The organism is Maribellus maritimus (assembly GCF_022267315.1).
In the GTDB taxonomy this organism is placed as follows: Bacteria; Bacteroidota; Bacteroidia; order Bacteroidales; family Prolixibacteraceae; genus Draconibacterium; species Draconibacterium maritimum.
This window is the reverse complement of the sequence record NZ_JAIKLE010000006.1, coordinates 102888-128981: the sequence shown is the minus strand read 5'-3', so window position 1 is coordinate 128981 and position 26094 is coordinate 102888. Positions and strand designations below refer to the sequence as shown.

Here is a 26094-nt window from a genome sequence, read left to right as displayed (position 1 = left end):
CATTAACTAAAACTCTTTATGAAAAAAAAAGTAATTCTGATTCTATTGTTATTCTTGATAAGCAGCAGTCTTTTTGCGCAGAAGAGGGTAACAGGTATAGTGAAAGATGCCCAGACATCTGAACCTATACCGGGGGTAAATGTGAGTTTAAAAGGAACAACCGTTGGAACAGTTACTGATTTTGAAGGGAATTATGCTATCTCGGCTCCCTCCGACGAAACAGTGCTGGTCTTTTCGTTTATAGGCTACAAAACTCAGGAAGTGACGGTTGGCTCGCAATCCGAAATCAATGCACTACTTGAAATTGAGACACAGGGGCTTGATGAAGTTGTTGTTGTTGGTTACGGTACGATGAAAAAATCAGACGTAACCGGATCTGTTGTTTCCGTTTCCGAGGATAAACTTAAAGGTTCTGTGGTTGCCAACCTCGACCAGGCCCTGCAAGGGCGTGCAGCCGGGATCACTGCCGTTCAAACTTCGGGACAACCGGGTTCATCTGTATCAATCCGTGTTCGCGGACAGGGTACTTTAAGAGCCGATGCTTCCGAACCACTGTATGTAGTGGATGGTGTACCTATTCAAAATGTTAGTCAAAGCGGACATTCTGTCGGATTGGGAGATGCTATGGGAAATGGTAGTGTTTCTACTTTTTCGGGGCTATCGGTTTTAAACCCTTCAGACATTCTTTCTGTAGAAATTTTGAAAGATGCTTCTGCAACAGCCATTTATGGTTCTCGCGGTGCCAATGGAGTAGTACTTATTACTACTAAAAAGGGAAGAACAGGAGAAGCAAAATTTACCTACGAAGGTTATTACGGTGTTCAGGAGCAAGTAAAACGAATTGATGTAATGAATTTACGTGAATTTGCTGAATACAGTAACGACTGGGCTGCTGAAACCAACGGACGTGACCCCCGGGTTGAACTACAAGATCCTTCAATACTTGGCGAAGGAACCAACTGGCAGGATGCTGTTTTCCGTGTAGCTCCGATGCAGAGTAATCAAATAAGCGCCATGGGGGGAACTGATGTTGTTAAATATTTTATTTCCGGAAGCTATTACACTCAGGAGGGTACCGTAATCGGATCTGATTTTGAGCGTTTTTCAAGTCGCGTAAATCTCGATGCACAATTAAAATCCTGGTTCAAAATGGGAACCAATCTCATGTTTACAAAAACAAAAGAAAATATTGGGTTGAATAACAGTACAGAGGGGATTATTAGCGTCGCGCTTAATTCTTCACCTGATATTCCAATCTATAATACCGACGGTTCATGGTCTGGCGATCAAAGAGAAGGTTCACCGGGAAGAGTTAATCCGATTGCTAAAGCACTGGATGAAGAAAATACACTCAAAAGAACAAGTATTGTAGGGACGCTGTATAGCGACATCAACTTTACAAAGGATTTAACGTTAAGGACAGAACTTGGCGTTGATATCGGAAATTCAAACGCTTACCATTTTCTGCCAACATACGAATACGGTACAATCGTAAATTCTACCAACTCATCCAGCATTCAGTATAACCAGAATTTCTTTTGGCAGTTAAAAAACTATCTCACCTACAGTAAAACTTTTGGCGTTCATAATGTAACTGCCATGGTTGGTCAGGAAGTTTCGGAGTGGACATATGAAAATTTGAGAGGCGCCAGCACTGGTCTCTCCAGCAATGATATCCATCTGCCAAGTTTAGGTGATCCAACAACGATGACCATAGGCTCGGGAAAAGGAAGCGGTGCAATGGCATCAGCCTTTACACGTGCCAATTATTCCTATGATGAAAAATATTTGCTAACCTATACTTTCCGCTATGACGGTTCCTCCAACTTTGGCCCGGAAAACCGCTGGGCACCTTTCCATGCATTTGCAGCATCGTGGAGAATAAACAACGAATCGTTTATGGAAAGCCTTGAAGGAAAAGTAAGTAACTTTAAAATCCGTGCAGGTTGGGGACAAACGGGTAACGCAAACATTGGCGGATACCGCTGGGGGGCCTCTATAAATAAAATGCCAACCGGACTTGGTCAGGGATTCCGGCAAAGTAACATTGCCAACCCCTATATTACATGGGAAAAACAGGAACAATACAATTTAGGAATTGACCTCGGTTTATTCGACAACCGCATTGAAATGGTAATTGACCTGTACGATAAAACATCAACTGCAATGCTGATGGATATGCAATTGCCTTCTTATATGGGAACAAGGGGAAATGCTTCCATCCGTCTGAATCCTCCGATGGGTAATTTTGGGGAGATTGAAAACAAAGGAGTGGAATTTACATTGAATACCCGTCCTTTTGTCGGGGAATTTAAATGGGAAAGCGAACTTTCTCTTACCAGAAATAAAAATAAACTGCTCGGACTTGACGGGACTCCCGCTGCTCATATTGAAGGATATGGCCAGTGGACCGACCTCGTAAGTCTTACAGAAATTGGAGAATCACTTTACAATTTTTATGGGTACAAAGTTGCGGGCATTTACCAAAATAAAGAAGATATTATGAATAGCCCGAAAACAAAGGCATACCCTGATGATGGCAACTTTAACCGTTCGAATACAGTTTGGCCCGGAGACATAAAATATGAAGACCTTTCCGGTCCGGATGGTGTTCCTGATGGAGTGATTGACGAATACGACCGCACCAACATTGGATCGCCGCTGCCAAAATTTACTTTTGGTTTTAACAATACATTCAGCTATAAAAACTTCGAGTTAAATGTATTTATTAATGGTTCTTACGGAAACAAAATTTTAAATTATGTAGGAAGAAGTTTAATCAGCATGGAAAGCATGTGGAACAATCAACTTTCTGACGCTGTTAACCGGGCTAAACTTGAAGCCGTTAATCCGGACAAACAATATCCTTCCCTAAATTCAACAGGCTCTACGGTAAACGCCTGGTACGAGGATATTGACAATATACAGGTAAAAAACCCGGATACAGATATCCCCAGAGCAATCGCCGGAGATCCAAATGATAATAAACGTATCTCTGACCGGTTTATTGAAGACGGTTCTTACCTCCGTTTCAAAAACATAACGCTTTCGTACTATGTACCCAAAAAACTACTTAGAAATTTGTCAATCGATAATTTGAGAGTTTATTCCAACATTCAAAATATGTGGACGATTACGAAATATACCGGTTTTGACCCGGAAGTAGGCGCCAGCCAAACAAACGATAATGTGAGCGGATTGGACAACGGCCGTTATCCGTCGCCAAGAATTTACACATTTGGTTTAAGTATAACCTTTTAATCCTGAAAATCAGATATTATGAAACAACTATTTAAAACCCATAAAATACTGGTTTTGACAGCTCTTCTTTTTATCAGCTACTCTTGTGAAGAGTTTCTCGACCGTCCGACTGAAGACAACTACACGATTGACAGTTTTTATAAAACTGATGAACAGTGTTTTCAGGCTGCCAATGTTTTGTACAGTGCCCCATGGTACGATTTCCAGAGAGGTTTTGTATGGATTGGTGATGTTTTGGCAGGCAACATGTACCTTGGAACCGATAACAGCTACCAGAATTTTAACTTAACTTCCTCAAACGAGGATCTGGCAAACGCTGCCAATTCACTTTGGCTGGTAAATGGCCATTGTAATGCTGTTATCGAAAACATCAGAACCAAAGCCGGCCCAAATGTGAGTGAAGAAACAAAAAATACGGTAACCGGAGAAGCAATGGTATGGAAAGCAATGGCTTACTTTTACCTGGTTCGCATCTGGGGAGCCATCCCGATTATTCACAGTAACAGCGAAATAATTGGAGCCGGAAATGCTACCGAACTTCCTAAAAACCAAATTGAAGACGTTTATGAATACATCGTTCGCACATTGCTGAAAGCAATTGAACTTCTTCCGGAACAAAACGTAAAAGGGAGAATCAACAAAACCTCAGCTTACGGACTTTTGGCAAAAGTGTATTTAACCCGTTCAGGTTACGGACAAAATGGAACGCGCAATCAGGCGGATCTTGATAAAGCGAAAGAATACGCAGCCAAAGTAATAAATGAAAGCGGACTCTCTCTGGAGCCGGTGTACAGTAATCTTTTCCGAATCTCAACCGGAAATTTCAACGAGGAGAATCTACTTTCCTGGCGCTGGGTAGCTTCAGACCAGTGGACTTCACAAAACTCTTTACAATCCGATTTATCGTTAAACGGTTTTACAGGCCTGAACGATTCCTGGGGAACATGGCGTGGCCCGACAATCGATCTTCAGTTTGCCTTTAATGAAGACGCCCGTGAACCACGAAACAATCGTGACGACCGCAGAAAGGCCACAATGATGATGAAAGATGATTATTATCCATACTTCTGGCGTCATGTTGGAGGTTTTACCTGTACATGGGACGATGATAACAACGTTGCAGGAGCAACTTTTGGTATCGGCACGGGAGCAAACTGCGTAAAGCACATCGTTGGCCACTTTGAAGGCGACCACAAAGACGAAGCAGGGGTTCCTGCACGCAGAATGGCCACCGATCTGGCAACCCATATTTTACGTCTGGCTGATGTTTACCTAATTTATGCAGAAGCAATTCTTGGAAACAATGAAACCACAAGTGATGCAGAAGCATTAAAAGCTTTTAACGCAGTTCGCAGACGTTCCATCTCAGCACATACCGATGTCTCGTCAATTTCTTTTGAAGATATTTTTAAAGAGCGCAGACTGGAGCTCGCACTTGAATGTGACAACTGGTATGATTTTGTACGACTCCACTATTACAAACCGGAATTGGCAAAACAGTGGCTAAATAACCAGGAAAGAGGTTCTTTCAACGGATTACGTCAGTATTATGATGCCGAAATTGAAAAATCGGAAGTTACGATTGAATCGTTCAAAGTAAACATTACCAGCGATTCCAAATTCCAACTGCCGTTTCCGGAAGTCGATCTGGCAATGAATCCGAACCTGAGAGATGACGTGGAACCTGTTCCATTTGATTTCAGTACAATTGAATACTAACAGACTAAACTATAACAAAATGGAAATAAAAAAATATTTTTTAGATAAAATTCCGGTTGCCTTTATCTTTCTCGTCCTCTCCGGTCTATTATCCGGAATACTGTTTCAGTCGTGCGAGAATGATGATGACGATGTAACCTCCTCGCATGCAACACCTGTTGTTCGCTACATCAGGTTAACCGAATCCGAAAAATCCGACTCACTGGTTACTCATGCTTTTATGGGAAATACAATTGCTATAATTGGTGAAAACTTAGGTGCCGTAGTTGAAATTTGGTTTAACGACCAGGAAGCCATCCTAAATAACAGTTTTATAACCAATACAAGTATTGTCGTTACAATTCCCAACGAAATTCCTGAAATTGTAACCAACGAAATAAGACTTGTTACAAAAGGTGAGGTAGAATCCACTCATCCGTTTGGAGTAGATGTACCTGCACCAATGGTAGCCTCCATGCTTTGTGAATATGTTGAGGATGGCAACAATGCTCTCATTCGGGGAAACTTCTTTCTCGACGACCCCAATAAACCACTTCAGGTATTTTTCCCGGGGAACCTCGAAGCCGAAATAAAAAGCGTAACCATAAATGAAATTGTAGTAACCGTTCCTGAAGGAGCGGGGGTTGGCCCGATAACCGTAAAATCATTGTACGGTTCAAGCCGTTCCTCATTCTATTTCCGCGACGATCGCAATTTCATCCTCGATTGGGACAATTTAACTGCTGCCGGAGGATGGCGTTCAGGTAAGATAGGCAATTCAAACCCGGATCCAATTGACGGAAATTATGTTCGCTTCCAGGGCGACATGCCTGCCGATGCTTCCAGCAAATGGGATGAAGACAGTTTTAGTTTTAACCTGTGGAACCAGGCAAATGGCCGTTCCGATGAACCATTTTATTCGGGTGATTTAAGCAAAGCAGTACTAAAATTTGAATGTTATGTTGTTGAGCCGTGGAAATCAGCTGCTTTGCAAATGATTTTTACGCCGTATTCAACAACCGGGACCAACAGTTATCTTGCTGACACGAATGTGCCCCGTGCCCTTTGGACTCCTTGGACTGAAACCGGATCTTACCAAACTGAAGGATGGACTACAGTGTCTATCCCGCTAAGCAACTTTAAATATACGCATGAAGGACAAACCAGTGCCAATTCTCTTACAAATGATATGCTTGGAGGACTTACATTTTTTGTTTGGCATGGAGGACTTACAGGAGAAGATTGTACCATACACATGTGTATCGACAATATCCGAGTTGTACCTCAATAGAATGAAAACCTGTTAATAGAAGAATTATGCAAACAAAATTCAAAAAATATATCAATAGAGGCTTGCTGTTTCTAACACTTGCCTCTGTCACAATCCTTCCGATGGTTACATCTTGCGACAAGGAAGATGAAAATGAAATAAGCGGAGTTGTTCTTGAAAGCTTTGGCCCAATGCCCATTGCAAGGGGAGCAGAATTAGTGTTTATTGGCTATAATCTTAATCAGGTATCGGCTGTAGTTTTGCCATCAAATATTGAAGTTACATCCTTCAACGAAAAAACATCTGATCTGTTAACATTAACTATTCCACAAGATGCCGTGGAAGGATTAATTACTTTAAAAACACCACAAGGAGACATTACAACTAAAACTCCAATAACCTATTCTGAACCAATTTCAATTGACAATTTTTCTCCTGTATCGTTAAAAGCCGGACAGGAAATAACCATCAGCGGCGACTATTTGAATCTTGTAAAGGAAATTATTTTTACCGACCGCATTGCTGTCGGCGATACAGCTTTCACAAGTCAAAGCAGAAAAGAACTAAAATTAGTTGTTCCTCAAGAAGCACAAACAGGCAAAATTGCCATTTCAAATGGAGCGGAAGAACCTATTATTATCTACTCAAGCGCAGAACTAACTGTAACATTGCCCGCATTTGCAACAATATCTCCAAACCCGGTTAAAGCAGGCTCTTCTTTAACCATAACCGGTACCAACCTTGATTTGGTAAAACAAATAGTATTGGGAGGAGATAAAACAATTGCAGAATTTGTAAGTCATTCAGAAACGACAATCGAACTTTCGGTTCCTGAAGATACACAGGATGGTAAAATAACTATGTTTCCTGCATCAATGGTTGGTGTTGAATCATCAGAAGATCTGATATTGGTGCTACCTACTGTTGCTGTTTCTCCAACAACAGTCAAAAACGGACAGGAAATAACAGTAACCGGAACCGATTTGGACCTCGTAGATAAAGTTCTTTTCGGAGGCGATACTGAAGGAAATATTGCCAGTGCTACTGAAACCGAAATAAAGGTCGTTGTCCCGGATGCTGCGGTTACCGGAACAGTACGTTTTACAACAAAAGCACAAAAAGAAGTTAGCGGGCCGGAAATTACAATTATTGATCCTGTTTTCTCATCTTTTAGCCCGGACGAATCAAAAGCCAATAATACCATAACCATCGAAGGAACCGATTTGGACTTGGTTGTAGACGTAAAATTTGCCGGTGAAGTTTCCGGTGTTATTGAATCTCAAACTGAAACCCAGTTGCAGGTAACTGTTCCTGTAGGCGCTTCCAGTGGGTTGATCCAACTAATTACCAAAAATGGCAACTTGATCGCTTCATCTTCCGAAATTACCATTACAGCCAATCTGCCCGAAATTACAGGGTTTTCAGAACCCAAAGGTACCCCCGGAGAAATTCTGACCATCGAGGGATCCAACCTTCTTTTAATAAAAGAATTAATCTTCCCGGGTGACGTCAAAGCAACCGCATACGGCGTAAAAACCGATGAAATGGTTCAGGTGTATGTGCCAATTGATGTTGAAAAAGGATACGGAAATATTACAATTATTACGTACGAAGGAGAACAAGGTTTATCCCCTGATTTATTTATTGGAGGTACCGATCCGATTACGGACGAAACGATTATTGTAATGGATTTTGAACAACACGGCGGTCACGATGGATACTGGGATTCAGGCTGGAGTGGAAATACCGAAATTCTGGAAGAAAACGGAAATATCTTCCTAAGGGTTAACGGCGCGCTCGATGGATGGATATTGAACTGCAATCACCAGGCAAACGGAGCTCCGGCTCCTGTTATAAACAATGTTGAAGACTATGTGCTCAAGTTCGACATTCGTATCGAAGAAGGAATTACCGGTGCCGAGAATGCACAACTTCAATTTGTGTTTGCCGACCAGTGGAATTACTGGTACGGAGCAGGATTACTCCCTGCTACCACAAGCGGCGACTGGATTACAGTTTCTGTGCCGGTAAGCACCTGGGGACTGACCGGAACATTTGATTTATCATCCGGAACCAATGGTTTGTATGGCGGAGTTATTCCGGCTGGCGTCAGTTTGGACAACCTGCGATTCGACCCAAAATAAAAGAAATCATTCACGGATAGTCTTCTTTTTCCTGTTAAGAAGACTATTCTTTTTAATATATTATGAAGAAGTTTTGCCTATTTTTTTGGGCTGTTACAGTAGTTAGTGGTTTTGGTTGCGAGGAAAACAACGGAGGGGAAGATATCGTTGACAATATTTCGCCACAAGTGGAAAGTGTAACACCTTCCGACGGGGAGACCGGAGTTTCGTTGAATTCCAAAATAGTTATTACTTACAGTGAGCCAATAACACTGGGAAATTCCCATCAAATAGCCGTAAATAATAAAACCGTTGATGCGAATGTAATCGAAAATCAACTTAATATTGAAACTGTATTGGAAAATAATACAGATTACTCCGTTACAATTTCAGCAATTTCTGTACTTGATTTGGCCAAAAACTATGCAGAAGAGTTTTCCTTCTCATTTTCAACAAAAACAAATAACCCGATAGAAATAAGTGCTGAGCTTGTAACTGAAAATCCATCAAAGGAGGTAAAAAATGTCTATAATTTTTTAAAAGAAAACTATGGTCAAAAAGTAATTTCTGCCGCAATGTCAAACGTAGCGTGGAACACAAACGAAGCAGAATGGATTAAACAACACACCGGAAAATACCCGGCAATAACTTCATTCGATTACATACACCTGCCTTTCTCTCCAGCCAATTGGATTGATTATTCAGAAACCGCATTTATTGAAGAATGGTGGAACAACAACGGCCTTGTTTGCGCCAGCTGGCACTGGAACGTTCCATCAAACCAAGGGAGTGACGACTATCATTTTTATGCCGATGAAACCTCTTTTAAAGCATCAAACGCAACAATTCAAGGAACATGGGAAAATGAAATTGTAAAAGCTGACCTGGAAAAAATAGGAAGCTATCTTAAAATACTTAAAGAAAAAAACATTCCATTGATCTGGAGACCATTACATGAAGCAGCGGGAAATATTTACGAATACCAGGCGGGAGAGGCTTGGTTCTGGTGGGGAGCCGACGGAGCAGAGGCTTTTAAACAACTTTGGATTTTTATGTTTGACTATTTTCAGAAAATGGAACTGGACAACCTAATATGGGTCTGGACCACCCAGACCAACGACAATGATTTTTACCCCGGTGATGATTATGTTGATGTTATTGGTCGGGATATTTATAATAATTCAGACGCAAATTCAATCGCTGAACAATTTTTCTCTATCCAGAATGAATATCCAAACAAAATAGTCACATTAAGCGAAATGGGGAATGTGGCAACAATCTCGTCTCAATGGGCTACCGGGGCAAAATGGTCGTATTTTATGCCTTGGTACGACTTTGAAAGAACGAACAATTTAGATGAAGCTGATTTCAGCCAACCCGCTCATCAGTTTGCCAACGCCGACTGGTGGATAAATGCGGCTAATCAGAGCTATGTAATTACACGCGAGCAAATGCCAAATCTTAAGTAGTTTTTTTTCATAAATTTGTTCCAAAGAAGGAGTAGACCAATTTCCCGGTACTCCTTCTTTTTCATTTTCCTCCAAGCTGTTTCTGTTAATTCCCCGCATTTTTTATTTGAAACGGCAAATCAACTTCTTCGTCCTAATTTCTTCAACTTGAAAAGACTTACTTATATTGACTTTACCAGAAACATTTCTTTCTAACTTTGATAATAAAATTGTTACTTTGCAGCTTCTAAACGAACAACATGTCCGACTTTTCTTCCAAAAACGACAAACAACTGGTTTCACAACTCATTAATAATGAAGTGAAAGCATTTGATGAATTGTTTCATAGGTACGGTGACAGATTGTTCCGATTTTCATTTTCTCTGCTCAAAAATCAGGAAGATTCAAAAGAAATAGTTCAGGAGACGTTTTACAAAATTTGGAATAAAAGAAATGAAATTGATTCCTCAAAATCGTTCAAATCATTTCTTTTTACTGTTTCATATAATCTGATTATGGATCAGTTAAGGCTCAGACTAAAAGACAAAGAATTCAGACAATTTCTGGAAGTTAATTTTAAAGACAACAGTTTTTGCACCGACCACAGTTCTGATTATAACTTTTTAAATCACCAGATTTCAGAAATCATAGAAAAACTCCCTGGGAAACGAAAAAAAATTTTTCAGTTAAGCAGGGAGAAAGGCCTTTCTCATCAGGAAATTGCAGAACAATTGGGAATATCGGTAAAAACAGTTGAGAACCAGATAAACCTGACTTTAAAACATATGAGACAACAACTTGGTAGAGATATTCTACCCGTTTTGTTATTTTTTTCTCTATTCCTCTGAAACACCTTTTATCAAATACGAATAGTAAAAAAAATTTGGGGGGTATCACTTAAATTTACGTATAACAAGTATGAGCCGGCAAATAAGTTGATTCACGGTCAGGGAAAAAGAAACCCTTTACCTGCGGCATTCCTTATTTCTGACCGTAAAAAATTTTCAATTGAAAAAAATGGAATTTGAGAAAGACAATAACATTTCAATCATCAATAAATATCTAGCGGGAGAGAGTTCGCCGGAAGAATTGCAAAATGCATTCAAACTATTTGAATCACCTTATAAAAACTTAAATCTGAGAAAAATAATTTTTGAATGGTGGAACAATGAAAAAGAGTTGGAATCCCAACCAAAACCAGACAATCTCTCTGAAATTTTAGACAAAATACACCATCAAATAAATTTAGGGCAAGTTCAGCCACAAAAGAAAAGTAAAAAAATAATAATTAAATATTCAAGAATCGCAGCAATTCTGGTTCTTGGTTTTCTGGCTGGTTTTTTTGTGCACCTGATGAAAAAAGAGCAGCCGGTATACTACACCAGCATTGCTCCTATCGGATCAGTTTCCCAGGTTATCCTCCCCGATAGTTCAATGGTATATCTAAACTCCGGATCAAAAATTACCTACACAACCTCAGGAGCAGATAGAAACAGGGTAGTTTTTCTCGATGGCGAAGGTTGGTTCGATGTTACCAAAAACTCAAAAAAACCATTTGTAGTCATTACTCCTTCCTACAAAATAAAAGTAATAGGTACAAAATTTAATGTAAAGGGTTACAAAACAGAATCAAAAGTTACAACAACCCTTGAAGAAGGAAAAATACAAATTATTCCTTCTTCCAATCCAAATTTCAAAACTACCACGGTTTTAGAACCGGGAGAGCAGTTTATTTTTGATTCTGAACAAAACATCTTTGAAACAAAACACGTAAACACTAAACTTTTCAGCTCATGGAGAGATAACAAATTAATTTTCATCAATATGAATCTAAAGGAGTTGATTATACTGCTGGAAAGAAAATTTGGCGTCGACATTGTTGTTGCCGACAATATCGTTCTGGATTACCATTATGACGGAACAATAAAAAATGAAACTATTTTAGAGGTACTTGAATTACTACAGGAAACCCTACCTATAAACTATAGAATTGAAGGACAACAAGTTATTATTCAAAAAAGATAAAGGAGGATAAACGTATGAAATAAATTGATGTATGCCTAACAAAAAAACCGGCACGTGCTGTCACACCTGCCGGAATCAATGTGTTTAACAAAGGTGCTGTCACACCATTTATTATTTAACATTAAACAAAGCAAATTTATGAAAAAAAATGAATTGGATCGTTTCTCCTATTTTGGGGGGAAACACAAGCTATTGCTAATTATGAAACTAACTTTAATATTACTTCTGGCTTGTTTTATGCAACTGTCCGCATCCGTGTATTCTCAGAGTACCAAAATATCGCTGGAAATAGAAAATAAACGGGTAGAAGATGTACTTCGTGAAATAGAAGAAACCACCGACTTCCGTTTTTTCTACCAAAGAGAACAGGTTGACGTTGAACAAACTATTACAATAGACGCAAAAGACCAGAATGTCGAAACAATTTTAAATCAGCTATTTAGCGGACAAGATGTCACTTTCGAAATAAGACAAGACAATCTTGTTTTATTGAAAAAAGCTTCAAATGGTCACGCAGAGTATAATCTTGATAGTGAACAACAAAAAACAATTAACGGTCGGGTGATCGATGATACAGGGGCAACAATGCCTGGCGTAACCGTTGTTGTCAAGGGCACTACACAGGGAACAATAACCAATGAGGATGGTGAGTACACATTAAACAATGTTCCTGACGATGCCATTTTACTTTTCTCTTTTGTTGGTATGAGAGCACAGGAGATTCCTGTTGGTGACCAAACAAATGTTAATGTCACCCTCGAAAGGGAAACCATTGGTCTGGAGGAAGTTGTGGCTGTTGGTTACGGTGTTCAAAAGAAAGTCAACATGACTGGCTCTGTTTCAATGATAACTTTTGATGAAGAAATGGAAAACAGGCCAATCACAAATGCATCTCAGGCACTTAGTGGCAAAACTCCGGGGATTTGGGTGAGTCAAAACTCAGGGAAACCGGGAAGTGATGGAGCGCAAATCCGTGTTAGGGGGTGGGGAACCTTGAACAATTCGAACCCATTGGTAATAATTGATGGGATAGAAGGCGATTTCGACCAGTTAAATCCAAACGATATTGAAAGTGTCTCCATACTAAAAGATGCAGCCAGTGCCGCAATTTATGGTTCAAAAGCCGCAAATGGTGTAATTCTGGTTACAACAAAAACGGGAAATGCCGGCGAACGAATGCAAGTAAATTTATCTTCCTATTATGGAATTCAAACATTAGGAAGAAGCTACGACCTCATTACCAGTAGTGCCGAAAGCATGAGAATGACAAACACCGCCCTAGAGAATGAAGGCGGAAGCCCCTTGTTTCCTGAAAGTATGATTTCAGCATTTGAAAACGGAACAGATAAGTACAAATATCCGAGTACCGATTGGTTTGACGTAGTATTCGATAGCGCCCCAATTCAGGAACACAATTTATCCATAAAAGGAGGAACAGAAAAAAGTTCTTCATTCCTTTCATTTAATTATATGAATCAGGATGGAATGGTTCCAAATACAAATACAGAAAGATATGGGATCAGAGCGAACCTTGATTCAAAAGTAAACGACTGGTTTACTGTAGATGCCCGAATAAGTTATAGCCATCAGGTAGCGGTAGAACCATATAACGATATTGTTTATGGATCGATGGGTCGTTTTTTTGATATGCTGAATGGCGTCACTCCATATACCGCACCCTATACCAGGGATGGGGAATTTGGAGCAGTTGAAGCCATAACTGATGATGGAAATATTCTGTTTGACAACAGAAATCCTTTAATTGATGCAAATAATGGAAAGAAAACCGCAGAAGAGAATTTTTTAAGTATCAATGCTTCTGCAAATGTTAAACTTTTTGAGTTTTTAAACTGGAAAACAACCGTTGCATCTACAGGAAACTGGAATATGACTGATAATTACAATGAAACCATTATTGGATATACTGACTCAGGAATTCCGATGATGACTAAAAACTACAACAGAGAAGGAATTGAAATTTCCCGCAACCAGGTATCGTCACTCGTAAACAATGTGTTTTCAACATTGAATTTTAACAAAACCGTTGCGAAGATTCATGATTTCTCGGCGATCGCCGGATTACAGGTGGAAGATCGGCAAATTAAAAACGTGTATGCAAGAAGATCGGAACCACCAAAAGAGGGATTAACCCAGGTAGACGCCGGTACATCCGGAATTCAGGGTGAAGGAAATATGGTCGGATTGAGAATGTTCTCGTATTTCGGACGTTTTAACTATGCACTTTCCAGCAAATATTTATTTGAAGCTAATATAAGAGCGGATGCTTCATCCCGGTTCAAGAAAGGAAAAAGATGGGGAGTTTTCCCTGGATTCTCGGTAGGTTGGAGAGCTATTGACGAATCATTCATGGAAAACCAGAATATTTTTACCAATTTAAAACTCAGAGCATCGTGGGGACAATTGGGAAATCAAAACATTTCAGGTTATTGGCCCTATTTAACAATCATTACTCAAAATAATGATTTAAGTTATAGTTATGCCGGTAACTTTGCCCCGGGAGCAGCTGTAACCTCGTTAATAGATGAAGATATTACCTGGGAAACAACTACCACACTTGACATTGGTTTTGACGCGGGATTCCTGAATAACAGAATAACTGTTGAAGCTGATTATTTCCAAAAGAAAACAACAGATATTATCGTACAATTACCAATCCCGGATATAATGGGTGATATAACACCTCCTTATGAAAATGTGGGTGAAATGGTCAACAACGGTTTTGAATTTACAATTAACTATGACAATCAATCCATAAACCGCGACCGCTTTGGATACAATATTGGGTTAAATGCAACTTTTATCGAAAATGAAGTCACTAAATTTCGGGGGGGTGATTCACCGGATCAATTGTATCTAATCAGAGAAGGATACTCATACCGGTCACTTTACGGATATAAAGCGATTGGCATCTATCAGTCGGATGACGAAGCGGAACAACACATGAGTAACAATAGTTATAAACCCATTGCCGGAAACCTCAAATTCGAAGATGTAAACAACGATGGGAAACTGGGATTTGAAGACAAACAGGAAATCGGAAATACCATCCCCAAAGTTACTTATGGTTTAACTACCTCTTTTAAATATAAAGGATTTGATTTAAATCTTTTATTCCAGGGACTTTTGGGCGTACATTCCTATAATAATAATGCTTTAACCACTTTGAATTATGAAAACAGAACAATTTCAACAAGGTGGAGAGATGCCTGGTCGCCGGAGAATAAAGATACTGATGTTCCAATTTTATACTTTAATAACTCATGGGATAACCTGGAATCTTCTTATTGGGTTAAAGAAATAAGTTTTTTGAAACTTAAAAATGTACAACTGGGCTATGCAGTGCCAAATGAACTTACTACACGAATTGGATTGCAAAAAATTTATTTTTACATAAATGCGCAAAACGTTTTTGTACTTGTAGATGAAAAATTTGAAGGCTACGATCCTGAGAAGAGTGCATTTTCACATGGTACAAATCAATATCCGGTTCCAAGGATAATATCTTTAGGTTTAAATCTTAATTTCTAAAATCATGAAAATGAAACTAAAAAATATTATAACTTATAGTTTACTATCATTACTGATTTTAACTTCCGGCGGATGTGTCGAAAAGTTTCTGGATTTCTTTCCGGAAGATAAAATCACTTCCGCTAATTTCCCTGTAAATGAGGACGATATGGATTTACTCCTCAACGGACTTTACGGACAAATTTGCGAAAACACGCTGTATAACGAAGGGTTCTTCGCCTTTGGCGTGTTGGACGGGGCGACACCAAACGGATGGAACTGGGGAAATTTATCCATCACAAAAATTGGCAACGGGCAACTTTCTGCAACCGACGAACAAATTGTAAATTTCCGTTGGACAAGAGGGTATGCAATTATTTTCAGGGCGAATTACTTAATTAAGGCACTGGAAGATGTTGAACTGGATGCAAGTGTTAAGTCAATGTATGAAGCAGAAGCCAGATTTCTGAGAGGAGTAGCTTATGCAACACTTGTAGAATCATACGGAGGAGTCCCTATTGTTTTAGACGCAATTTCAACAGAAGATGCACGAACAATTAGCAGAAATACTGCTGAAGAAACCTGGAACCAGGCAATTTCAGACTACGACTTTGCAATTGCCAACCTTGACGTTGATGCGCCGCAGGTTGGCAGAGCAACCAAGGGAGCAGCAATGGCAATGAAAATGAGAGCACTTTTGTATCAAAACAAATTTAGCGAAGTTATAAGCCTTGCAGACCAAATTATGGCGCTTGGAAAATATTCGTTATTTCCAAGCTACGAAGGTATATTTCAGTTGGAAAACGAAAACAACGAAGAGGTAATTTTTGATATTCAATATATGAGGGGTGAAAATTCTCAGGGAACGCGACTCGACCAGTTTACCGGAACGGGAACAGGCAGTTGGACGAGGGGGACAAGGTACACACCAACTGAAGATTTGGTAAATGCCTACGAAAGAATTGATGGCACTCCCGGTAAATATTTTGAATCGGAAATTGATTTGGATAATCCATATGAAGGCTGGGATCCAAGGCTTGCAGCTACTTGTGTAGTTCCGGGTTCGTATTATCTTGGTTACCGTTTCCCAAATTATCTCTATCCGGGGGGAGCATACAACCATCCCGGAAACAGGATAAAACATCTCAGCACCCGCAAATACAGGGAAGATAATGAAGCAGATTTGGCCCCTACCGATCAATCAGATTTAAATAACATCGTTATCCGATATGCCGACGTTATATTATCGAAAGCCGAAGCGCTCATTGAATCCGGAGGTAATGTAGATGAAGCAATTGCCTTAATTAACAGAATAAGAACAGAGCGAGATGATGTTAAAATGACACCCGTACCTACGGGTATATCTCGCGAGGAGGCCCGGGCAAAATTAAGACACGAAAGAAGAATTGAATTTGCCCTGGAAGGTCTGTATTGGATGGATATTAAACGCTGGCATAAAATGGACGGGTTCCTTAACGGAGTATATCCAATTGAAATAAGGGATCACACTGGCGGGTTGGTTGAAACCAAATTTCCGGATGGTTACAAAGAACATTTTAATTTGTTGCCCATTCCAAATAATGAACTTTCATTGAACGAAAACCTGGAACAAAACCCAGGGTGGTAAAATTCTAACGAACTAAAATAAAAAGGATTCAGGAATTGTTGTACTGGATCCTTTCTTTTAACTTTTCAACTATAATGAAGAAATTTACTTTTCTAATCCAAATCTTTGTTTTCGTTTGTGTTTTCTCCGTTTTTGGGAATCGTCCGAAAACTCCAAATGTAATACTCATTCTGGCTGACGACCTTGGATACAACGATTTAAGCTGTTACCGAAATTTTAATTCCGGTCAGTCTGAAACATTTCCGCCCACGTCGCAAACACCAAATATTGACAAACTTGCTGAACAGGGAATACGCTTTACCGATTTTTATTGCGGAGCAGCTGTTTGCAGCCCGTCACGGTCAGCATTAATGACCGGACGAAATGCTACACGTGTGGGGATTTTCAACTGGGTTCCGGAAAATTCACCTATGCATATGAGAGCGCGGGAAATTACAATAGCCGAGCTTCTGAAAAAGAAAAATTATAAAACAGGCCACTTTGGGAAATGGCATCTGACATCACAGGGAACCGATCAACCTTTACCCAATAATCAGGGATTTGACTACAGTTTTTATGCATACAACAATGCGGTCCCGTCTCACCACAATCCGGAAAACTATTACCGAAACGGAGAACCCGTTGGAAAACTGGAGGGATATGCCTGCCAGTTGGTAGTAAACGAAGCGCTTCAGTGGCTTGATAAAAACAACGGCAATACAACTCCATTTTATATTGATGTTTGGTTTAATGAACCACATTTAAAAGTAGCAGCTCCCGAAGAGTTGACAAAAAAACACAAGTACAACGCGGAATATTACGGAGCCATCGAAAATATGGATATTGCTGTTGGACGTTTAATGGATTATCTCAAAGAGAACAATCTCATCGAAAATACAATTATAATGTTCTCCTCTGATAACGGTTCCCGCTGGGATCATTCAAATGACCCCTTACGCGGAGAAAAATGTTTTAATTACGAAGGCGGGCTGCGCGAACCATTTATTGTTTCCTGGCCTCCCCATGTTCCAAAAGGGAAAATTAGTCAGTTTAACGGCAGTTTTACCGATATTTTACCTACCATTGCATCAATAACTGATATTCCGCTACCAACGGATCGAAAATATGATGGAATTGATATTTCACCTGTATTTTTTGGCGAAAAAGATAATGTGGAAAGAGAGGAGCCCATTTTCTTTTACCGTTATTTTCACGATCCGATTTGTATGATTCGAAAAGGAGACTGGTGTTTACTGGGTTATCAGAAATTAATTCCGCTTGCGGAAACATTAAATGAGAGTGAACTGGCAAATATCCGTCCCTGGAGTTTTGAAAAGAATCACATGGAATATCTGAAAAACCTGGTTCCGACTCAATTCGAATTGTACAATTTAAAAGACGATGTGGAGCAGGAAAATAATCTTGCAGAAAAATACCCGGAAGTGGTGAAAGAGTTAAAAAGGGAAATGCTTCTGCTCCGGACGGAAATGGTACAGGAAGGAGGAGACTGGTTTGCAGGGAATTAATTTTAAACACTTAATATTCTATACTTATGAATGCTGTCTTTCCAAAAAAAATATTTGCCGTTTTAATTATTTTTGTTCTTTCATTTCAGGGGAAATGTGCTGATTTAACACGGGGCAATGCAAAACCCAATATCATTGTAATTCTTGTTGATGACCTTGGATATGGCGATTTGTCGGTACAAGGCGGCGAAGATATTTACACGCCAAACATCGACAAACTTTTTAAAAAAGGAATGCATTTCAAAAATTTTTATGCCAACTGTACGGTTTGTTCGCCAACACGGGCAAGTTTAATTACAGGTTGCTACCCCGACATGGTTGGAGTTCCGGGAGTAATCCGGACACACGAAGACAACAGTTGGGGATATTTAAGAGAAGATGTTCCAACCTTGCCCGAAATGCTTAAAAAGGCAGGATACAAAACCGCAATTGTCGGAAAATGGCATTTGGGTCTGGAGTCGCCAAATACTCCAAACGAGAGAGGTTTCGACTTTTTTCATGGATTTTTGGGCGATATGATGGATGATTACTGGACTCATCTGAGACATGGAAATAATTATATGCGTTTAAACAGCCAGGTGGTTGATCCTGAAGGTCACGCAACAGATGTTTTTTCAAATTGGGCAATCGATTATTTAAAGAATCAAAAGGAAAACGATTCTCCTTTTTTTCTTTATCTCGCATACAACGCGCCACACTTTCCCATTCAACCGCCAGAGGACTGGTTTGAAAAAGTGAAGAAGCGCGAGCCGCAACTCTCCGAAAAAAGAGCGAAAAATGTGGCTTTTGTGGAACATTTGGATGACGGAATTGGAAGAGTATTAAATACGCTTGATGAATTGGATTTGAGTGAAAATACGCTGATTATTTTTTCTTCCGATAACGGAGGACATCTGCCCAGCGGCGCATCAAACGGAAGTCTCCGTGGCGGAAAACAGGACATGTATGAAGGAGGAATTAAAGTGCCAACCTGTTTTGTTTGGCAAGGGAAAATTCAATCGAAATCGGAGAGTTACAATCTCGGACTAACAATGGACATCTTCCCTACTCTGTGTGAAATAGCAGGAGCAACAGTTGATACTAAAATTGACGGGATTAGTTTATTCAAAAGTATAAATGGCGAAGAACAGGATACAAACAGCCGGAATGTATATTTTATGCGACGCGAAGGCGGGAAATATGCTGGAATGTGTTATTACGCAATACGTCAGGGTCCATTTAAATTATTACAAAACACTCCTTTTGAGCCACTGGAGTTATTTAATCTTGGGAATGATCCGGCTGAAAAATCAACATTGAATGAAAACACTGAAAAGTTTAACGAATTAAGATATAATTTGTCTCAGCACATTCGCGAATCAGGTAACATTCCCTGGCAAAAACAAAAAAAATAAAACCAATGAAATTTAAATTCTTCAAATCAGTCAATTTTTCACCGGCAAAAAGTGTTTGTGTTTTTTTCTTACTGTTGCTCTTTTCCTGTTCCAATCCATCATCAAAATCGCCGAATATTATTCTAATCATGGCGGATGATTTGGGTTATGGCGATATAAGTTGCTTCGGAAATGAAACCATCCAAACACCGGTGTTGGATAAGATGGCTTCAGAAGGATTAAGATTTAGCGATTACCATTCAAATGGTGCAGTTTGTTCACCAACACGGGCCGCATTAATGACGGGAAATTACCAACAACGGGCCGGACTGGAAGGAGTAATCTATGCACAGCTTGGCAGAAGAATGTATGGTATTTCACAAAATGAAAAAACCATCGCTGAATATATGAAGGATGCCGGTTACACTACCGGAGCTTTTGGGAAATGGCACCTCGGATATAAACCTGAATTTAATCCGGTGCATCACGGTTTTGATCAGTTTTACGGTTATGTGAGCGGCAACGTAGACTATATTTCGCACCGCGACGGAATTGGGCTGCACGACTGGTGGTTGAATGCAGATACATCTTATGAAAAAGGTTATGTTACCGACCTCATTTCAAACCATGCCCTGGAATTTATTGAAAGCAATCAGGATAAACCTTTCTTTTTGTATTTACCGCATGAAGCTCCGCACTATCCTTACCAGGGCCGGAACGACAAAGCTGATCGTTTGCCGGGAGCGGAGTTTGAGGCTCATGGTTCCAGACCGGATAAAAAGCAGGCTTATAAAGAAATGATTGAAATTATGGATGAAAATATCGGGCGCATTTTTGAAAAGCTAAACCAACTAAATCTTCAAAATAATACGCTCGTATTTTTCTGTTCCGATAATGGCGCAACAAACATGGGAAGCAATGGAAGCCTGAATGGTCTCAAAACCTCCTTATGGGAAGGAGGACATCGTGTTCCGGCGATTGCCTGGTATCCCAAAAAAATTGATGCCGGCCAAACCACTGATGCCACAATTTTGAGTATGGATATTTTACCCACATTCCTAAAAATTATTGGAACCACACCGGAAGACAACCTTGACGGAATTGATTTTTCAAACCTGATGTTCAACAATAAAAACCCGGAAGAACGCCCTGTATTCTGGAGGTACCGGGGGCAGTGCGCTGTTCGGAAAGGGGAATGGAAATATTTAAAGATCAAGGAAGACGAATACCTCTTCAATTTAAAAAACGACCTGGGCGAGAAAGACAATTTGATGGGTTCAAACGCCGAAAAAGCAGATGAACTAAAGGCTTTATTAAAACAATGGGAAACCGAAATGGACACGTATAAGCAACAAACCAACTAAAATAAACTTTCAGGATGCATTTTCGGTCAACTTCAGATGAATAAAAATTTTAAATAACAACAATGAGACGTTTACACATAAAACTGACAATTCTAATCCTCGCTTTTACGACCGGGATATTTTCAAATCAAACCACTTTTGCGGTTGAAAAGGGAAGTACTCCAACTCCGAATTTTGTAATCATCTTTGCCGACGATATGGGTTACGGAGACATGGGAACTTTTGGGCACCCAACGATTAAAACACCCAATTTGGATCGTTTGGCATACGAAGGACAAAAATGGACCAACTTTTACGTAGCCGCGCCGGTTTGTACTCCATCCCGGGCGGGGCTGATGACAGGAAGATTACCCATCCGCTCGGGGATGTGCAGCGGAAAACGCCGGGTATTGTTCCCGGACTCCAACGGAGGTCTGCCGGAAAACGAAATAACCATCGCCTCAGCGTTAAAAAAGGCTGGTTATGCCACCGCATGTATTGGTAAATGGCATCTTGGCCACCATTCACAATATTTACCAACTTCTCACGGGTTCGATTTTTATTTTGGAATACCTTACAGTAATGACATGGATCGTGTAAAAGAAGGTAATTACATGGAAATTAACACCAATCCTCAAATCGATTATTTTAATGTGCCGCTGATGCGAAACAATAAAATTGTGGAAAGGCCTGCCGACCAAACAACAATCACCAAACGCTACACTCAGGAAGCAGTTAAATTTATCCGGCAAAATAAAGAAAAACCTTTTTTTATTTACCTGGCACATTCTATGCCCCACATTCCTCTTTTTCGTTCAAAGGATTTTGAAAACGTTAGTTTGCGCGGAATCTACGGAGATGTAATTCAGGAACTCGACTGGAGTGTTGGCCAAATAGCAAATGCCTTAAAGGAAACCGGATTGGATGAAAATACGATTGTTGTATTTACATCGGATAATGGGCCCTGGCTGGTTTTTCGCGAACAGGGAGGAAGCGCAGGCTTGCTCAGTGGCGGTAAAGGAGGCACATATGAAGGCGGAATGCGTGAACCAACCATTTTTTGGAGCCCGGGAAAAATACGACCTGGTGTTGTTGCTGAGCTTGGCACAACAATGGACCTTCTCCCCACATTTGCAAAACTGGCCAATGTTCAACTTCCCTCAGACAGAGTATATGACGGTTACGACATTTCCCCTGTTCTTTCCGGAACCGGGAAAAGTAAAAGGGATGTAGTATTTTATTATCGCGGTACAGAAGTTTTTGCGGTTAGAAAGGGTGCCTACAAAGTGCACTTTATTACACAACCGGAATACGGGAGTAATGAGAAAACAGTTCAGGATCCGCCACTTTTATATAATTTGAATGTTGATCCTTCAGAAAAATACAACATTGCGGAAAAACATCCGGAAATTATTAAAGAAATCAAGCAGGTTCTGGCAGAACATCTCAAAACAGTAGTTGCGGTTGAGAATCAGCTGGAAAAATAGAAAATCATCGAGTTATTGAACTAAAACATAAACAATGAAAAAAATTATAATCTCATTAATTGTTTTGCTTGGTGTGAGTTTTACATCAGTTGCACAGCAAGAGAAAATGAACGTTCTGTTCATCGCTTCCGATGACATGAGCAGTGATTTAAATGCCTTTGGAAACCCGGATGTTTACACACCCAATTTTGACAAGCTGGCTGAAAGGGGAGTTGTCTTCAACAATGCCTACAACCAGGCACCGTTGTGTGCACCAAGCCGCGCTTCTTTAATGACGGGTTATCTTCCGGATAAAACCGGAGTTTATGACCTCTACCCAACTTTTCGTGACGCACTGCCCGATGCTGTAACCATAGCCCAGATGTTCAAAAACAATGGATATTATACATGTCGAATAGGAAAAATATTTCATCAGGGAGTGCCAAGCGGTATCGGACAGCCGGGGCACGATGATCCTGCGTCGTGGACGACAACCTACAACCCCATAGGAAAAGATAAAACGGATGAGTATAAATTAGTAGCTGATGCCCCGATGCTGGGCACCTATCTTGCCATGGACTGTAATGACGGTGAATTAACAGATGCTATTTCAGCCAATGTAGCAATAAGCATTTTGCGTGAGCGCACAGGAAATGCTACCGCCAGCGCCTACGGCGGATATATGCAGGGACGTGTAAACCCTCAACCTTTCTTTATGGCAGTAGGTTTCTACCGTCCACATATCCCTTACATGGCTCCCCAAAAATATTTTGATTTATATCCGCTGGAAAAAATTAAGCTGCGTGAAAACCCTAAAAACGACTGGGACAATAAACCCCATGCTGCAGCCTGGACGTTGCCTTTAAATGGCGGAGCCACAGAAGAACAGCAGAAAAAAGCCGTTCAGGCCTACTATGCATGTATATCGTTTGTTGATGCGCAAATCGGTAAATTACTGGATGGACTGGAAGAATTTGGATTACTGGATAATACAATCATCGTTTTCTGGAGCGACCATGGTTACAACCTGGGAGAACACGGCCAGTGGCAAAAACAAACTCTGTTTGAAAAGTCATCAAAACAGCCATTGCTCATTTCGGTTCCCGGAATGCCTAAAGGAACGGCTACAGATGCCATTGTACAAATGGTTGACATTTATCCAACTTTGGCAGATATATCAGGCTTTGATGCTCCGAGTGATCTCGCGGGACATAGCCTTGTACCACTGTTGAAAGATCCTGATACGAAGTGGGATTACCCGGCATTTACATTGCAAGCAAGAACCGTTAATCCGAGGCCTCGCGAAGGAGGATCAAAATACAGTTTTAATCCCCGTGTTGATTCCCAGAATCCAACAATTTTTGGCCGTTCGGTTCGCGTAAAACGGTACCGTTATACCGAGTGGGACGAAGGAAGATTAGGGGCTGAACTTTATGACTATGAAAAAGATCCAAAAGAATTTAAAAATTTGGCAGACAGTCCAGATTATCAGAATATCAGAAAAAAATTAGCTGAAATTTTACGTACAAACTTTAGCAACTAAAATAAAAAAGGGCTGTATTTTTTACAGCCTTTTTTATTTAACCAAACTGACCATTTTTGTTTCTACTCTCCCAAACTATTTCCAAATATTTTCGTCAATCATCCATGGCTCAATAAACAATTCAGGTTTGGTTTCAATTTTATTTGCTTCCCAGCTTTCATCACTCATCATCCAGCTTTCAATAGCCAGCTCCGCTTCCATCTCTTCTGCAAAACTGCTATTTAAATTCCACGAGCTGCCATTTGTCATCCAGTTTTCAAGCTCCAGTTCTGCTTCTGTTTCCCGACCAAATTCTGTCGTGTTAAGCGCAATTGTGTTCCAAATGTTTTCATCTGTCATCCATTGTTCTAATTGAAGGGTTATTTCAACAGCTTTATGAGTTTTGCCTTTTGTCTTTGCGGCTTCCGATTTTACATTTCCAATCAATATAAAAAGTGCGATAAATGTTCCTGCTGCGATTTGTTTTACTATTGTTTTCATAATTTTTAAATTTTTGTTTGATTCAAAACTACGTTCAAAATGTTTCTTCCTAAAATGAAATCGAAAAACAAGGATTTTTTATCGACGGAATTTAGAATTGTCTCGAAAAGAAAAGTTGAAAAGATGCATTTCAAAAAACCGAAGGAATTCCTCTGGCAACTTCTCATCCAGAGGACCAAAAACATCCAATCCGTTTCAAAAAGAGTCAAGGCAGCCATTTAGCATCACCTTTTGTAAACTTCCCGGAATTGATATATTTAGCGTCTATTCCCAAAAAAGCCGTTGTGTTTACTTTTCGGTTAACAAGCTATATCGATTTTTGACTTAGTTATAATTCCTGATTAAGACTTCATCAATCTCACCCCTTCTGTTTGCTACAGAATTTATAGAGCGATTTGCCTTAACAAAAGTTATATCATAGTCTTTGTATAGTTCCAATATGAATGGAGTAGCAGAATTAGACAAAAGAAAACTTATTCCCTGGTGGTTTATCTTATCACAAAGGTTCCTCAATCTGATTTGTTCTTCTTCATTAAATCCGTTGTGGCTGTATCCTGTAAAATTTGAGCTTTTTGATATAGGGTCATACGGCGGGTCAAAATAAACAAATGATCCTTCTTTTATATTTATTAAAACCTCTTCAAAATCTTGATTAAAGATATTTATATCATTTGAATTCAGATACTTACTAACAGCCCTCAAGGTTATTTCATTAACAATTTTTGGGTTTTTATATTTCCCGAAAGGTGAGTTAAATTCACCAGAACTGTTTACTCTGTACAATCCATTGTAGCAGGTTTTATTTAAAAAAATAACTCTTGAAGCTTTTTTGATTTTTGAAAGATCTTTATACTCATCCGTTCTGTCTATCGCTCTAATTTTATAAAAATAAGACTCCTCGTTTTTGTGTTTTTTTAAATCTTCAATGAGCTCTTCCACGTTATCGCGAATAACTTCATAAACAGTAATTAATTCTGTATTACAATCGTTAATCACTGCTTTTGAAGGTTGCAAATGGAACAAAAGCGCTCCTCCTCCAATGAATGGTTCGTAGTAGTTTGGTAGATTCTTGGGTATTAATTTACTAATAGTTGGGATAATCTGTCGTTTCCCCCCAACCCATTTTAAAAAGGGTGTTATTAGTTTATTTTTTTGCATATCTGTTCCTTTGTCCCAACAAAATAATAAAATATTAAGTCGAAGTCGATTCAGTTTTTTCTGTTTTTATCATTCAATTATAAACAACTATCACATGACAATCACCATCCTACTAATACATAATCAACAAATTATATCCGAATTCTATTCAGAAGTTAAGCACGTTGTTTTGTAAACACAGGTAGTAAAATAGAATTTTTAGAAAATAGAAGACATAAACATTGCTTGCTTTTAAAGAAAAGATAA

16 protein-coding genes are annotated in these 26094 nt (G+C 39.6%); 14 read left to right on the top strand and 2 right to left on the bottom strand.

The genetic code is table 11. From position 1 onward, the window contains the following. Nucleotides 1-18: 18 nt before the first annotated feature. The 14 genes from K5G00_RS07565 to K5G00_RS07500 all read left to right on the top strand — a co-directional run bounded on the left by K5G00_RS07565 (nt 19) and on the right by K5G00_RS07500 (nt 24210). A complete protein-coding gene (locus K5G00_RS07565; protein ID WP_238765531.1) occupies nt 19-3261 on the top strand; it encodes a SusC/RagA family TonB-linked outer membrane protein in 3243 nt (1080 codons plus the stop codon). Nucleotides 3262-3279: 18 nt separating this feature from the next. Next, nucleotides 3280-4980 carry a RagB/SusD family nutrient uptake outer membrane protein gene (locus K5G00_RS07560; RefSeq protein WP_238765530.1) on the top strand — a complete coding sequence of 567 codons (1701 nt, stop codon included), beginning with the start codon at nt 3280-3282 and terminating at the stop codon, nt 4978-4980. Nucleotides 4981-4999: 19 nt separating this feature from the next. Next, the gene (locus K5G00_RS07555; RefSeq protein ID WP_238765529.1) at nt 5000-6250 is read left to right on the top strand and encodes a glycan-binding surface protein; all 1251 of its coding nucleotides are present in this window, start codon (nt 5000-5002) and stop codon (nt 6248-6250) included. 26 nt (nt 6251-6276) lie between these two features. Next, the gene (locus K5G00_RS07550; protein ID WP_238765528.1) at nt 6277-8373 is read left to right on the top strand and encodes a glycan-binding surface protein; all 2097 of its coding nucleotides are present in this window, start codon (nt 6277-6279) and stop codon (nt 8371-8373) included. 62 nt (nt 8374-8435) lie between these two features. After that, nucleotides 8436-9821: a glycosyl hydrolase gene (locus K5G00_RS07545; protein ID WP_238765527.1), complete on the top strand. Its 1386-nt coding sequence runs from the start codon at nt 8436-8438 to the stop codon at nt 9819-9821. A 239-nt stretch (nt 9822-10060) separates the two neighbouring features. Next, on the top strand, nt 10061-10648 hold the full coding sequence (locus K5G00_RS07540; protein WP_238765526.1) for an RNA polymerase sigma-70 factor: 588 nt from the start codon (nt 10061-10063) through the stop codon (nt 10646-10648). A 169-nt stretch (nt 10649-10817) separates the two neighbouring features. After that, nucleotides 10818-11825: a FecR family protein gene (locus tag K5G00_RS07535; RefSeq protein ID WP_238765525.1), complete on the top strand. Its 1008-nt coding sequence runs from the start codon at nt 10818-10820 to the stop codon at nt 11823-11825. Between the two features lie 138 nt (nt 11826-11963). Beyond that, nucleotides 11964-15374, top strand: a complete 3411-nt coding sequence (locus K5G00_RS07530; RefSeq protein WP_238765524.1) for a TonB-dependent receptor — start codon at nt 11964-11966, stop codon at nt 15372-15374. A 10-nt stretch (nt 15375-15384) separates the two neighbouring features. Then, complete coding sequence (locus K5G00_RS07525; protein WP_238765523.1) at nt 15385-16980, top strand: RagB/SusD family nutrient uptake outer membrane protein; 1596 nt, start codon at nt 15385-15387, stop codon at nt 16978-16980. Nucleotides 16981-17054: 74 nt separating this feature from the next. Beyond that, the gene (locus tag K5G00_RS07520; RefSeq protein WP_238765522.1) at nt 17055-18485 is read left to right on the top strand and encodes a sulfatase-like hydrolase/transferase; all 1431 of its coding nucleotides are present in this window, start codon (nt 17055-17057) and stop codon (nt 18483-18485) included. 26 nt (nt 18486-18511) lie between these two features. Next, nucleotides 18512-19879, top strand: a complete 1368-nt coding sequence (locus K5G00_RS07515) for a sulfatase family protein (RefSeq protein ID WP_238765521.1) — start codon at nt 18512-18514, stop codon at nt 19877-19879. Nucleotides 19880-19884: 5 nt separating this feature from the next. Next, entirely contained in the window at nt 19885-21222 is a 1338-nt protein-coding gene (locus K5G00_RS07510) for a sulfatase family protein (RefSeq protein ID WP_238765520.1), read from the top strand. 62 nt (nt 21223-21284) lie between these two features. Continuing rightward, nucleotides 21285-22688 carry a sulfatase family protein gene (locus K5G00_RS07505; protein ID WP_238765519.1) on the top strand — a complete coding sequence of 468 codons (1404 nt, stop codon included), beginning with the start codon at nt 21285-21287 and terminating at the stop codon, nt 22686-22688. 34 nt (nt 22689-22722) lie between these two features. Then, nucleotides 22723-24210, top strand: coding sequence for a sulfatase (locus tag K5G00_RS07500; RefSeq protein ID WP_238765518.1), 1488 nt, complete (start codon nt 22723-22725; stop codon nt 24208-24210). Between the two features lie 75 nt (nt 24211-24285). Here K5G00_RS07500 and K5G00_RS07495 read toward each other — a convergent pair whose 3' ends face one another. Both K5G00_RS07495 and K5G00_RS07490 read right to left on the bottom strand, forming a co-directional pair. Beyond that, the gene (locus K5G00_RS07495) at nt 24286-24690 is read right to left on the bottom strand and encodes a hypothetical protein (RefSeq protein ID WP_238765517.1); all 405 of its coding nucleotides are present in this window, start codon (nt 24688-24690) and stop codon (nt 24286-24288) included. A gap of 324 nt (nt 24691-25014) precedes the next feature. After that, entirely contained in the window at nt 25015-25848 is an 834-nt protein-coding gene (locus K5G00_RS07490; RefSeq protein ID WP_238765516.1) for a DNA adenine methylase, read from the bottom strand. Between the last annotated feature and the right edge of the window lie 246 nt (nt 25849-26094).